Here is a 13079-nt window from a genome sequence, read left to right as displayed (position 1 = left end):
CACCAGCGCCGACTTGGACAGCGCGCCAAGCAGCACCAGGGCGACGGCCACGTCGATGTGTCCGCCCATGGCGCTCAGCTGCGGGGCCGCCGCCACAATGTCTGAAAGCCGGTAGCTGCCGGTGGAGGTCCCCAGGATCAGCAGACCGCCGAGCATGGCCAGCCCACCGAAGGTGGTGACAATCAGGCATTCATGGCCGAGCGGCGTGCGGTGATCAGCGCCTGGCTAAAGCCGATCAGCAGGTAGGAAAGCACCGAGGTGATTTCCCAGAAGATGAACATGATGATCACGTCATCGGCGGTGACCAGACCGGTCATGGCCCCGGCGAAGGCGACCAGCTTGGCTGCGAACGGGCCCACGCCCATGTCGTCGTTCTTGAAGTAGCGGGCACAGTAGACCAGCACCAGGCGCCGACCCCGAGGATCAGCAGTAACAGCACCGCGGCCAGCGTGTCCAGGCGGAAGTCCAGGTTTACCAGGAACCCGGGGATCCAGGGGATCTGGATTGATGGCGGGGCGTTCGGCAGCCCGTTGGCCAGGCTGGGATCGGAGGCCAGCACCTGCGGGAATCGGGTGAGCAGCCAGATGAATCCCATTGCGGGAACTACGGCGACAATATAGAACCCATTGCGTCGGAAAATCCGAAAAATCAAAGGGCAGAGCGCAGCAGTTGCGAAAAGCGCAATGAGAATAACTAACACACGTCTCCTCTGTCGACTTGTATGGGGCAGAGTCCGACGATTTACACGGCCGGTCTGTTCATTTTATCAGTGCAAAGGCGCTTTCTACCGTCCGGTAGATCACCTTGCTCGCTCCTGACCACAGAAAATTCGGGAGTGAACGCCTGGACCCAGATTTTCCCCGTTGCCTCGAATTCATGTTCTGATCACCATTAACCGGATACGATGCGAGCATGGAAAGCAACGTGGCGCGGGATCTTGCGCGACCAAAAAACTCGTGGCTTAATACTGCGACTCTGGCCTGGGCCAGCTGGGACTGGGGCCAGGCCGCCATCAACGCCGTGATGACCACCTTTGTCTTCACCGTCTACCTCACCAGTGAGCTGTTCGGATCCACCGATCACGCCTCGGTGGTGCTGGGCCAGGCGCTGACCGTGGCCGGGGTGGCCATCGTCCTGCTGGTGCCGGTAACCGGGATGCGTTCGGACGCGGCCGGGCGGCGCAAGTTGTGGCTGACGGTGAACTCGCTGGTCGTGGTGGCGCTGACCGCCGCCTGCGTGTTTGTTGCCCCGGACCCGAAGTACCTGTGGTTGGGAGCCTCGCTGATCGCCGCGGCCTCGGTGTTCTCCGAGTTCGCCTCGGTGAACTACAACGCGGTGCTCACCCAGATCTCCACCCCGGCCACGATCGGCAAGGTCTCCGGTTTCGGCTGGGGCATGGGCTATGTGGGCGGGATCCTGGCCTTGGCCCTGGTCCTGTTCGGCTTCGTGGACCCGTTGTTCGAATGGCCTGGTGCGAACACCGAGGATTCGTGGAACCTGCGCTGGGTGGCGATCTTCAGTGCCCTGTGGTTCCTGGTGTTCGCGCTGCCGGTCTTCTTCCGCATTCCCGAGTCCCCCGCCAGCCAGTCCGCGCGCATCCCCCTGGCCAGCTCCTACAAGGTGCTCTTCGGGCGAATCGCCCAGCTGTGGCGGGAGGACCGCAACGCGGTCTTCTTCCTGGGCTCCTCGGCGATCTTCCGTGACGGGCTGGCCGCCATCTTCACCTTTGGCGGGGTGATTGCCGCCGGGACCTTCGGGTTCGCCCTGAACGAGGTGATCATCTTCGCTATTGCCGGGAACGTGGTGGCGGCCCTCGGCGCGCTGGCCGGCGGGTGGCTGGATGACGTGATTGGCCCCAAACGGGTCATCCTAGGTTCGCTGGTCGGACTGCTGGTGGCCGGGCTGGGCGTGTTCTTCTCCCCCGAGGCCAGCGGCTTCTGGTTGTTCGGGCTGCTGTTGTGCCTGTTTGTTGGTCCCGCGCAGTCCGCGTCCCGCTCACTGCTGGCGCGCATGGCCCCGGCGGGCCGCGAGGGGGAAATGTTCGGGCTCTACGCCACCACCGGTCGGGTGGTCAGTTTCCTGGCCCCGGCCCTGTTCACCACCTCAATCGCGCTGGCCACTCCCCTGGTTGAGCCCGGGGCGGCGCAGCGCTACGGGATCCTGGGCATCCTGCTGGTGCTGCTGATCGGATTGCTGTTGCTGCTGCCGATCAAGACCCCGCGCACCCGATTGGAAAACTAGCCCGCCTCCGGGCACAGGGCCCCGGCGCGGGCAGAATTAGTTTTCCAGGAGGCTGCGGTGGAAATTCAGGTGGCTGCGTGAGGCCGTTGGCCCGCGCTGCCCCTGATAGCGGTTGCCGTAGGGGCCAGAACCGTAGGGGTGTTCGGCCGGCGAGGTGAGCTGGAAGAAGCACAGCTGGCCGATCTTCGACCCGGGCCACAGCTTGATCGGCAGGGTGGCCATATTGGACAGTTCCAGGGTGACGTGGCCGGAGAAGCCGGGATCGATGAACCCGGCAGTGGAGTGGGTGAGCAGCCCCAGGCGGCCCAGTGAACTCTTGCCCTCCAGGCGGGCGGCGATGCCGTTGCCAGGGTGACCTTCTCGTACGTCGCGCCCAACACAAATTCCCCCGGGTGCAGCACGAACGGCTCATCCGGGTCGACTTCCACCAGCCGGGTCAGTTCCGGCTGGTCAGTGGCCGGATCGATGTGGGCGTACTTGTGGTTGTCGAACAACCGGAAGAAGCGGTCCAGCCGCACGTCCACCGAGGCCGGCTGCACCATTTCCTCGGAGTACGGTTCCAGGGCGATCTGCCCGCTGTCTATTGACCGACGAATGTCACCATCTGAATACAACACGCCTATAAATTTATCCTGCTGGCGCCCCCGACGGTAACCCGCGGCCGAATGTGGCGCAAATGGGGCGGTTGAATCGGCGCAATCCCACATGGCTGCGGGCCACCTTCAGGCACTATCCTTGAAGTGTTGTCGTGCCAAAACCCAAAGGATGGTGTCTTACCAACAATGCGCTCCGTTACCCGGGCAGCCAGTGCCGCGCTGGTCTCACTGCTGTTGGCGGCAGGCGGTCTTTCCGCCGCGAACGCCGCCCCCGCCGATGAGGTGCCCGAGGTCAGCGCCGAGGAGCTGTCCGACAGCAGCAGCCTTTTGGCCTTGATCAACCCCAGCATCAAGCTGCCCGAGGAGGACTACCACCCCAAGGGGCTGCGCAACGTCGCCGGTTCCGGTGATCAGTTGCGCGATGAGGCGGCCGACGCGGTGGAGGATCTGGTGGCCGATGCCCGCAAGGCCGGGCACCCGCTGAAGGTCATCAGCGCCTTCCGTTCCTATGAACGCCAGCAGGTGCTGTTCAACCAGTACCAGGCGAAGTTCGGCACCGAGTATGCCGAACGGATTTCGGCCCGCCCGGGGACCAGTGAACACCAGCTGGGCCTGGCCGCGGATGTTGGCTACAGCGGCAGCAAATGCGAACTACACGCCTGCTTTGGCCAGACTCCGGCCGGCAAGTGGATTGCCGAGCACGCCGTGGACTACGGCTGATTGTCAGGTACCCGGAAGGCGAGGAAGAAACAACCGGCTACCGTTACGAGCCGTGGCACCTGCGCTACATCGGCACCGAGCATGCCCAGGCAATGAAGAAGCTGGACATGGACACGTTCGAAGAGTACTTCCAGCTGCTGGTGGAGAACACCGAGCAGGGCGACCAGGCCGCACAGGAGTCGGCCCCATCCTCCCCCTCCTCGAGCGACAAGGAAGATGATGCGGCATCGCAAGAGGCCAGTGAACCGAGCCCCACGCCGACCTCCCTGCGGGAGCCCGAGGACCTGATGGTGCTGCGATTCCTGCCGCCCTTCAGGGATTGGGCATTCGGGCTAAGCCAGTAGCTCCTGCCGACTCTCCCCCAGAACTGCACGAAGGCCGCCCCACTGGAGCGGCCTTCGTTGTTGGTGCCGGTAGGCGGTGCGACGTCGGCTAGTTCGCGCGCACGGGGATGCCGGTGAAGGTCGGCTTGGAGGTGGCTTCGAAGAAGTCGTTGCCCTTGTCATCCACGACGATGAATGCCGGGAAATCCTCCACCTCGATCTTCCACACTGCCTCCATGCCCAGCTCCTCGTATTCCAGGACCTCGACGTTCTTAATGCAGTCCTGGGCCAGGCGGGCAGCCGGACCTCCGATGGAACCCAGGTAGAAGCCGCCGTGGGTGCTGCACGCGTCGGTGACCTGCTTGGAGCGGTTGCCCTTGGCCAGCATCACCTTCGAGCCGCCAGCCGCCTGGAACTGCTCCACATAGGAGTCCATGCGCCCTGCGGTGGTCGGTCCGAATGACCCGGACGCCATGCCGTCCGGGGTCTTGGCCGGGCCAGCGTAGTAGACCGGGTGGTCCTTGAGGTACTGCGGCATCTGCTCGCCGGCGTCCAGCCGTTCCTTGATCTTGGCGTGGGCGATATCGCGGGCCACGACCAGCGGACCGGTCAGCGAGAGCCGGGTCTTGACCGGGAACTTGCTCAGCCCGGCCAGGATCTCATCCATCGGCTTGTTCAGGTCCACCTTCACCACGGAGCTGCCGCCGGTGCCGGTCACCCCGTCGGTGGCCTCCCCGTGTTCGGCCACGGCCGGGTGGGACTCGTCGGGCATGAAGCGGGCCGGGTCGGTTTCCAGCTGTTCAACGAAGACGCCTTCTTCGGTGATCTTCGCCAGCATCTGCCGGTCGGCGGAGCAGGAGACCGCGATGGCCACCGGCATCGAGGCGCCGTGGCGCGGCAGGCGCACCACGCGCACGTCATGGCAGAAGTACTTCCCGCCGAACTGGGCGCCGATGCCGAAGTTGCGGGTCAGTTCCAGCACCTTCTCTTCCAGGTCGGTGTCACGGAACCCACGCCCGGTCATGGCGCCCTCGGTGGGCAGCGTGTCCAGGTACTTCGCCGAGCCGTACTTCGCGGTCTTCAAGGCCATCTCGCGCTGGTGCCGCCGATGACGATGGACAGGTGGTAGGGCGGGCAGGCGGCGGTGCCCAGGGAGCGCAGCTTCTCATCGAGGAAGCGCAGCATCGAGTTCTCGTTCAGGATCGCCTTGGTCTCCTGGTAGAGGAAGGACTTGTTGGCGCTGCCGCCGCCCTTGGCCATGAACAGGAACTTGTATTCGGTATCCGCCCCGGGCTTCGTGTTGGCGTACAGGTCGATCTGCGCCGGCAGGTTGTTGCCGGTCTGCTTTTCTTCCCAGGTGGTCAACGGAGCCAGCTGCGAGTAGCGCAGGTTCAGCTTGGTGTAGGCGTTGTAGATGCCGCGTGAAAGCGAAATTTCGTCCTGCTCCTCGGAGAGCACCCGCTGTCCGCGCTTGCCCATCACAATCGCGGTGCCGGTGTCCTGGCACATCGGCAGGATGCCACCGGCGGCGATGTTCGCGTTCTTCAGCAGGTCCAGGGCCACGAACTTGTCGTTCGGGCTGGCTTCCTCATCGTCGAGGATGTTGCGCAGCTGCTGCAGGTGGGCCGGACGCAGGTAGTGGGAGATGTCGCGCAGGGCGGTTTCGGCCAGCAATTCCAGGGCCCGCGGGGAAACCTGCAGGAACTTCTTGCCATCTGGACCGGTGGCGACATTGACACCGTCCGAGGAAATCTTGCGGTAGGGGGTGTTGTCCTCGCCGATGGGCAGAAGATCTTCATAACGGAATTCAGGCATGCTCAGTCCTTGCATCTTTCGTGGGTTGCTCGAGAGCCATTTTAGGCTCTCGGCCGCAAAATGCGGATTTGGTGTTTGCGCGGGTGGGCCAAGGGCGACATGCTTGAGGGCATGAGCAACGAAAACCCAGAGGCAACCTCCCAGTCCGGGCAGCCCGAACAGCTGCCGGACATGATCATCGAAACCCCGATGGACCAGGAGCGGGCCCGGCCCAAAACCCACTTCGAGAACATGATCGCCGCGGGCCTGAACAAGCCCGAGCTCTCCGGCTCAGTGGTGGGCGCCTTCATGGCCGCCGAGGTGTATTTCCTTTCCCGCGAGGAAGTCACCGGCGAAAACCCCAACGCGCAGCCCATGTTGCTGACCAATCCCGCCGGGGCGCCGATGGTCGCGGTGTTCAGTTCACTGGAGCGCATCCCGGGCACCTACATTGACCAGGCACCCTACGGTGTGAAGGTGCAGGGGGCCACCATTGTGCGCGCCCTGGAGGGCACCGGGATTGTCATCAATCCCGGTGACGATCTCAGTTTTGAGATTCCGGCCGAGGGTGTGGCGGTGTTGCGTCAGGAACTGGGCAAGGGCCGAGGCAGCCACTAGCCGTCGGTGCGCCGCGGGCACCCGCGCGGGGATGTAATCATGGTCACACCCCGGACAAGCGGTTGGCCGCGGATTTCCGCGGTTCGAGCGCCGCACCTGTGGCCATTGGCGCATGCCACAGGTCATCTTGGCGTCATTGGCTTGAAAACCGGGGCGCTGATTGCGCTATGCTGGGATACGCCCGGGCCGCCAATAGGCCGCTCGGAGCTTTGCGGGCGTAGCTCAATGGTAGAGCGCTAGCTTCCCAAGCTCGATACGCGGGTTCGATTCCCGTCGCCCGCTCGCAAGACCAAACGCCGGGACCCAGCAGGTCCCGCGTTTGGCGTCTGGGCACCCATCAGGGAGCCGGGCCCCGCTGGCGCGGGATCGACTCCCAGCCGCCGTCCCAGCCGGTGCCCCACCCGAGCAGCACAATGATCCAGGAGGCCGTCATGACCGGAGTGCTGTCCGGCTTCTCCATCATCTGGGTGGTCATCCTGGTCGGCTACGCGGTCGGACGCACCGGGGTGCTGGGCGACCAAGGCCGGTGGGTGCTGAACCGGTTGACCTTCTTCGTGGCCAGCCCCGCCCTGCTGTTTCTGGCCATCGCCGATTCCGAACCAACCCAGGTGCTCGGACCACTGCTGTGGATCGCCACCATTTCGGCGTTCCTCACCGCCGGGATCTATCACCTGGCCACCTTCAAGTGGCTGCAGCGCCCGGCCGCCGAACGCATCGTCGCGGCCATGAGCGCCTCCACCGTGAACTCAGCGAACCTGGGCCTGCCGATCGCCCTGTACGTGCTGGGCGACATGGCCCACGCCGCCCCGGTGATCCTCTTCCAACTGGCGTTGTACCAGCCGGTGAACCTGGCCATGCTGGATGCAACCACCATCAAGCACCGCACCACCTTCTGGGCGTTGGCCTCGGCCACCGCGAAGAACCCCATGATCATCGGCTCCCTGGCGGGCCTGGTGGTCGCACTGACCGGCGTGCAGCTGCCCGAACTGGTGCTGGCGCCCATTGAACTGATTTCCGGGGCCTCGATCCCGGCGATGCTGCTGGCCTTCGGAATCTCGCTGGTCGGTTCCAAGCCCCTGGACCCGGGCACCGGGCGACGGGCGGACGTGCTGATTGGTTCGCTGGCCAAACTGGTCATCCATCCGCTGATCGCCTGGCTGCTGGCGGCCTTCGTGTTCCGCCTGCCCACGGAAATGATGGTGGCGGCGGTCATCATGGCCGGGCTGCCCACCGCGCAGAACATCTTCGTCACCGCCTCGCGCTATGAACGGGGCGTGGTGATCGCCAAGGACACCGTGCTGATCACCACCATCTGCGCCATCCCGATCATGATGCTGCTGGCGCTGCTGCTGGGCGTGTAGCCCCTGCCTGATCACGGCGGCCATCTCGCGCTGCGCCCGCCCTATGCCGCCGGTCGGCCCGGCGCGGTGTGGGCTGTGTCAAGAGTGTGAATTTTTGTGACACCCCCGCCCCGGAAACTCCCCGCCGGCCGGCGGGGCAGGGAATACTCGGATATGACCGGGACGTTGTGACGTTCAGGCCATCACCCGCCGCAACCAAACCGAGGGGTTCTCATGAAACGGATTTTCACCGCACTGTCCACCGCAACCGTTCTGGCCTTGTCGCTCAGCGCCTGCGGCTCCTCGAACGATTCGGGCGGCGACGAGGCCAGCGGCTCCACCTACCAGCAGGTGCAGGAATCCGGGACCTGACCGTGGGCACCGAAGGCACCTACCGCCCCTTCTCCTACCATGAGGGCAACGAGCTGACCGGCTACGACGTCGAGGTGATCGAGGCCGTCGGCGAGAAGCTGGGGGTCGAGGTCGAATTCGAGGAAACCCAGTGGGATGGCATCTTCGCGGGCCTGGATGCAAAGCGCTTTGACGTCATCGCCAATCAGGTGAGCGTGAACGAGCAGCGCGAAGAGAAGTACCTGCTGTCCACCCCCTACACCGTCTCCAACGGGGTCATCGTGACCAAGTCGGACAACACCGAGATCACCTCCTTCGAATCCCTCAAGGGCAAGAGCACCGCCCAGTCACTGACCAGCAACTGGTATGAGACCGCCAAGGACGCCGGCGCGAACGTACAGGCCGTGGAGGGCTGGGCGCAGGCCGTCACCCTGCTGAAGCAGGGCCGGGTGGACGCCACGATCAACGACAAGCTCACCTACCTGGATTCGCAGAAGAACCAGCCGGATGACGCGATCAAGATCGCGGCTGAATCCGATGACAAGTCCGAGGTTGCCGTGGCGATGCGCAAGGACGACACCGAGCTGCATGAGGCGATCAACAAGGCGCTCGATGAGCTGCGCCAGGACGGAACCCTGGCTGAACTGTCCGACAAGTACTTCGGCAGCGACGTCACCAAGTAGCCTTTTGCCGTGTGCGGGCCCGGCCCGCACACGGCCCGTGCACTGAACGAATGGCGAGGCATCCCCCACCGTGGGGTTCGGCCTATGCGTACACTTGCCCCAAGGAGATTTCCTCGGGGCAAGTTGGCTTAAACCGCAAGGAGAAAGAGGACCGATGGACCAGACATGGCAACTGGTTTTGGATTCACTGTGGCCCCTGGCCAAGGGGGCACTGACCGGAACCATTCCCCTGTCGCTGGCCAGCTTCGCACTGGGACTGATTCTGGCGCTGGTGATCGCGTTGATGCGCATCAGCGCGAACCGCTTCGTCTCGGCGATTGCCCGGATCTACATATCGGTGATCCGCGGCACCCCGCTGCTGGTGCAGCTGTTCGTGATCTTCTTCGGCATGCCCTCGGTGGGAATCACCATTGACCCGTGGCCCAGCGCGATCATCGCGTTCACGCTGAACGTGGCCGGCTATGCCGCGGAGATCATCCGCGCCGCGATCCTCTCGGTCCCCTCCGGGCAGTGGGAAGCCGGCTACACGATCGGCATGTCCCGCACCCGCACTCTTTACCGGCTGATCCTGCCCCAGGCGACCCGGGTGGCGGTCCCGCCGCTGTCCAACACCTTCATCTCCCTGGTCAAGGACTCCTCGCTGGCCTCGCTGATCCTGGTCACCGAAATGTTCCGCCGGGCCCAGGAAATCGCCGCGAGCAGCCTGGAATTCATGACCCTGTACCTGACCGCGGCCGCCCTGTACTGGGTGATCTGCCTGGTTCTCTCCACCCTGCAAACCCGCCTGGAAGGAAGGCTTGAAAAATATGTTGCCTAACACCGCAGTCCCGCTGCTCACGGTTACCGGGCTGCACAAGGCCTTCGGCGACAACCAGGTGCTGCGCGGCATCGACTTCACGGTGCACGAGGGTGAAGTGCTGGCACTGATTGGCCCATCGGGCTCCGGCAAGACCACGGCGCTGCGCTGCCTGAACGGGCTGGAGGCCGCCGATTCGGGGACCGTCGCCTTCGCGGGCGGCCCTCAGGTCACCTTTACCCCGCAGCTGCGCAAGAAGCAGGCCTCGGTGCTGCGGGACCGTTCGGCGATGGTGTTCCAGGGCCACCACCTCTTCCCGCACCTGACGGTGCTGCAGAATGTCACCGTGGGGCCCTGGAGGTGCAGCGCCGACCCAAGGCCGAGGTGCTGGAGCAGGCCAACGCGCTGCTGCAGCGGGTGGGACTGGCCGCCAAGGCCAGCGCCTATCCCTCATCGCTTTCCGGCGGCCAGCAACAGCGGGTGGGGATCGTGCGCGCCTTGATGCTGCAGCCGGACTTGCTGCTCTTCGATGAGCCGACAGCGCCCTGGATCCTGAACTGGTCGGGGACGTGCTCACGGTCATCAAGGAGCTGGCAGCCGAGGGCTGGTCCATGGTGCTGGTCACCCATGAGCTTGCCTTCGCCCGGGACGTGGCCGACACGGTGGTGTTCATGGACGAGGGGCACGTCATCGAACGCGGCCCCGCCGCGCAGGTGCTGCGTGAGCCGTCCCAGGAACGCACCAAGGCGTTCGTGCACCGGCTGCTGAACCCCTTCTAAGCGCCGGTGCGCGAACCGGAACACCTGGCGGCGACAGGTGCTGGCGGTACGCTGGAGGGCAACGCCGTACGGCGCGGTAATTTAAGAACTCACCAGCGCAGCCGATACCTTATGGGGAGATGAACGCACCTAATCCTGTGACCCGAGTCGCTCTGCGCTGGGCCCTCGTAGTACTTGCCTTGTGCTCCTGTTCGCCGCGGCGATCATAGTTTGCAACCGAACGATCTGTTCCCCGGCAGCACAGGTCAAGCACCTGCATCAGCTGTTGGAGGAAGGTAAGGGCGCCGAGGCGCTGGGTCTGCTGGAGGCCAAGGTGCCCCAGGGGGACGCGGTGGCCCTGGATGGCGAGGTGCTTTCCCGCACCCAGTCCGGCATCACCGAATTCGAGGCGGATACGGCCCAGCAGGATCAGGATGTGCCCGGCAGGGTGACGGTCACCGCCCACTACAAGGCTCACGGGGTGCCCAGCGAGTCTACCTATGCGCTGCACCATGACGGGAAGTCCTGGATGTTCTTCGACACCTGGAAGTTCGAGGAAGTCACCCTGCCCACCGTGCAGATCAAGGCGAACACCGTCAACGAGATCGAGGTCAACGACCAGAAGATCCCGCTGCAAAAGGGCCGCACCGAGCTTCCGGTGTTCTTCCCCGCCGTGCTGGACGCCGGGTTTGAAACCAAGAACTTCAAGGCCGACACCCGCGGCAAGCTGATCACCTCCCCGGCGCAGAAGCCGGTGGAGATCGCCCTGCGCACCGAGCCGACCAGCCATTTCACCCAGAACATCAGCAAGCAGCTGAAGAAGTACCTGGATGGGTGCGCCACCCAAAAGGTGCTGATGCCCACGAACTGCCCGTTCGCGTATCACACGACCGCGCGGGTGGATGCCAAGACCATCAAATGGCAGATCACCGACTACCCCAAGCCGAAGGTGTCCTACTATGACGGAGCCTGGGTGCTGGGACCGCTGACGGTGAAGACCGAGCTGCAGCTGACCGAACAGGATCTGCGCACCGGTGAACTAAAGCCGAAGGTGGTCAAGGACGCGTTCGGGTTCAACGCGAACCTGGACACCAGCACCACCGAGGTCAATGTGCGCCCCGTGGCCTCCGTGGAACACCCGGCCCACTAGCCTGTCGCAGCCAGGCTGCCGGCTCTAGCCCTCGCCCTCACGTCCCGTGGGTTCTTCCTGGTGGCGCAGCCGCAGCAGCTGCACCTGCCGGCGCAGCGGGATCGCATCGGCACGGAACTTCTGCCACAGGATCAGGGCAATGATCCCGGAGACCAGGGAGGCGCCCGCGCCCAGCCCGACCGCCATGCGCGGCCCGAACAAGGTGGCCAGCCAACCGACCAACGGCGCCCCAATCGGGGTGCCGCCCTGGACCACCATCAGGTACAGCGCCAAGACCCTGGCCCGGTATTGGCCCGGAACCGAGGTCTGCACCATCGTGTTGCAGCTGTTCAGGAACGTGAGTGCAAACAAGCCGATGGGAACCAGGGAGAGCGCAAAGAGCGTGTAGGTCGGCATCAGGGCGGACAACAGTGCGCTGGCCCCGAAGAACGTGGCGCCCAGGATGATGTAGCGCCACCGCGGCCGGGAGCGCCGGGCCGCCAGCAGGCTCCGGCGAAGGTGCCCACGGCCATAATGGTTCCCAGCATGCCGTACTCCCCCGCCCCGACCCCGAACACCTGGGCCGCCATCATGGCGTTGGTCAGTTGGAAGTTCAGCCCAAAGGTGCCCACCACGAACGCCAACCCAAAGATCAGCAGCAGGTCCCGGCGTCCACGCACATAGTCGAACCCCTCCTTCACCTGGCCCTTGGCCCGCACCACCCGCTTCGCCGCGTGGATTTGGCTGCGGTCCAGGTTCGTCAGCGAGAACAGCACCGCAATGAATGAGAACCCGTTGATCAAAAACGCCGGGCCGGTGCCGAACGCGGCGATTACCAGGCCGGCCACGCCGGGGCCGGCCAGCCGGGCCAGGTTGAAATTCGCACTGTTCAGCGCCACCGCGTTGGTCAGGTGGGTACCTGGCACGATCTCCGAGACGAACGCCTGGCGGGCCGGGGCGTCAAATGCGGAGCCGACCCCCAGCGCGGTCGCCAGCACGTACACGTGCCACAGCTGGGCCACATCGAGCAGCACCAGGGTGCCCAGCACCAGCGCGCACAATCCCATGAAGCTTTGGGTGCACAGCAGTACCTTCCGTTTTTCGTAGCGGTCGGCGATCAGCCCGGCATAGGGGGCCAGCAGCAGCACCGGCAGGAACTGCAGGCCGGTGACGATCCCGGTGGCCGTGCCGTCGTTGTTCGTCAGCTCGGTGAGCACCAGCCAGTCCTGAGCGACCCGCTGCATCCACGTGCCAATGTTCGATACCAGCGCGCCGATCACCCACAGCCGGTAGTTGCGGATCGACAGTGCCCGGAACATCTTCGTAGCCACGTGTTCTCATAGCCGGCCCAGTCGGGTGCCGGCGTTCCTCCTCGTCCTTTGTAGTCTAGCCACGTTGCCGGGACCCGAAACGGTGCGGTCATGAAACTTTCACCCCGCCTCCCTCCCGCTGCGCCTGGCTTCACACCCCGGGGGGTTCAGTGCCTAGAATTAACCCAGGCACACACCGGAAGGAACATGGCAATGGCCAGCGCAGAAGAAACCCTGGAACTCAGCGGCACCACGCGCCTGATTGGCGAGCGGCTGATCCTTGAATTTGATGCCGACGCCAGCGGGCTGCTGTCCAGCCGCGGCCAGGTTGCCGTGCGCCTGCAGTCCGCGGACAACACCCCCACGGTGGTGTTGGAACCCGATGGCCGGCGCGGGCACTGGCTGGCGCTGGACCAGGAC

At 64.6% G+C, this 13079-nt stretch carries 9 protein-coding genes, 1 tRNA gene and 6 pseudogenes; 10 read left to right on the top strand and 6 right to left on the bottom strand.

All coding sequences use genetic code 11. From position 1 onward, the window contains the following. Window positions 1–182 precede the first annotated feature (182 nt). Both JCM19049_RS18340 and JCM19049_RS18335 read right to left on the bottom strand, forming a co-directional pair. Window positions 183–317 (bottom strand): proton-conducting transporter membrane subunit, encoded by a 135-nt coding sequence (locus JCM19049_RS18340; protein WP_279402368.1) that lies wholly within the window; start codon window positions 315–317, stop codon window positions 183–185. Further along, on the bottom strand, window positions 314–595 hold the full coding sequence (locus JCM19049_RS18335) for a hypothetical protein (protein WP_279402367.1): 282 nt from the start codon (window positions 593–595) through the stop codon (window positions 314–316). The genes JCM19049_RS18340 and JCM19049_RS18335 overlap by 4 nt, the downstream gene beginning before the upstream one ends. Window positions 596–912: 317 nt before the next feature. On the opposite strand from JCM19049_RS18335, the gene JCM19049_RS03290 reads away from it, so the two are divergent. Then, a complete protein-coding gene (locus JCM19049_RS03290) occupies window positions 913–2241 on the top strand; it encodes an MFS transporter (protein ID WP_054820795.1) in 1329 nt (442 codons plus the stop codon). Between the two features lie 36 nt (window positions 2242–2277). Here JCM19049_RS03290 and dcd read toward each other — a convergent pair. Next, window positions 2278–2858: pseudogene (gene dcd, locus JCM19049_RS03285) on the bottom strand (dCTP deaminase). A 165-nt stretch (window positions 2859–3023) separates the two neighbouring features. On the opposite strand from dcd, the pseudogene JCM19049_RS18330 reads away from it, so the two are divergent. Then, window positions 3024–3901: pseudogene (locus JCM19049_RS18330) on the top strand (D-alanyl-D-alanine carboxypeptidase family protein). 88 nt (window positions 3902–3989) lie between these two features. On the opposite strand, the pseudogene JCM19049_RS03270 reads toward JCM19049_RS18330, so the two are convergent. Further along, window positions 3990–5695 (bottom strand): annotated as a pseudogene (locus tag JCM19049_RS03270) (fumarate hydratase). A gap of 111 nt (window positions 5696–5806) precedes the next feature. Here JCM19049_RS03270 and JCM19049_RS03265 point away from each other — a divergent pair. The 7 genes and pseudogenes from JCM19049_RS03265 (at window position 5807) to JCM19049_RS03235 (ending at window position 11370) form a co-directional block, all read left to right on the top strand. After that, window positions 5807–6292 (top strand): SseB family protein, encoded by a 486-nt coding sequence (locus JCM19049_RS03265; protein WP_171021217.1) that lies wholly within the window; start codon window positions 5807–5809, stop codon window positions 6290–6292. 211 nt (window positions 6293–6503) lie between these two features. Next, window positions 6504–6574 (top strand) — tRNA-Gly (locus JCM19049_RS03260). Between the two features lie 149 nt (window positions 6575–6723). Then, window positions 6724–7653, top strand: coding sequence for an AEC family transporter (locus JCM19049_RS03255; protein ID WP_054820791.1), 930 nt, complete (start codon window positions 6724–6726; stop codon window positions 7651–7653). A 213-nt stretch (window positions 7654–7866) separates the two neighbouring features. Next, window positions 7867–8666: pseudogene (locus JCM19049_RS03250) on the top strand (amino acid ABC transporter substrate-binding protein). Between the two features lie 154 nt (window positions 8667–8820). Continuing rightward, the gene (locus JCM19049_RS03245) at window positions 8821–9483 is read left to right on the top strand and encodes an amino acid ABC transporter permease (RefSeq protein ID WP_054820790.1); all 663 of its coding nucleotides are present in this window, start codon (window positions 8821–8823) and stop codon (window positions 9481–9483) included. Next, a pseudogene (locus JCM19049_RS03240) lies at window positions 9473–10241 on the top strand (amino acid ABC transporter ATP-binding protein). Before JCM19049_RS03245 ends, JCM19049_RS03240 begins: the two are co-directional and overlap by 11 nt. Window positions 10242–10506: 265 nt before the next feature. Continuing rightward, window positions 10507–11370: a hypothetical protein gene (locus tag JCM19049_RS03235; protein WP_279402366.1), complete on the top strand. Its 864-nt coding sequence runs from the start codon at window positions 10507–10509 to the stop codon at window positions 11368–11370. Between the two features lie 24 nt (window positions 11371–11394). Here the strand turns inward: JCM19049_RS03235 and JCM19049_RS18325 are convergent, their stop codons facing one another. Together JCM19049_RS18325 and JCM19049_RS03230 are read right to left on the bottom strand one after the other, a co-directional pair. Next, window positions 11395–11781 (bottom strand): MFS transporter, encoded by a 387-nt coding sequence (locus JCM19049_RS18325; protein WP_279402369.1) that lies wholly within the window; start codon window positions 11779–11781, stop codon window positions 11395–11397. Beyond that, window positions 11766–12680 (bottom strand): MFS transporter, encoded by a 915-nt coding sequence (locus JCM19049_RS03230; protein ID WP_279402365.1) that lies wholly within the window; start codon window positions 12678–12680, stop codon window positions 11766–11768. The genes JCM19049_RS18325 and JCM19049_RS03230 overlap by 16 nt, the downstream gene beginning before the upstream one ends. Window positions 12681–12872: 192 nt before the next feature. Between JCM19049_RS03230 and JCM19049_RS03225 the strand changes: the two are divergent. Further along, window positions 12873–13079 (top strand): annotated as a pseudogene (locus JCM19049_RS03225) (hypothetical protein); the annotation flags it as partial.

It is taken from the genome of Arthrobacter sp. JCM 19049 (genome assembly GCF_001310435.1).
This window is presented reverse-complemented; position numbering and strand designations above follow the sequence as displayed.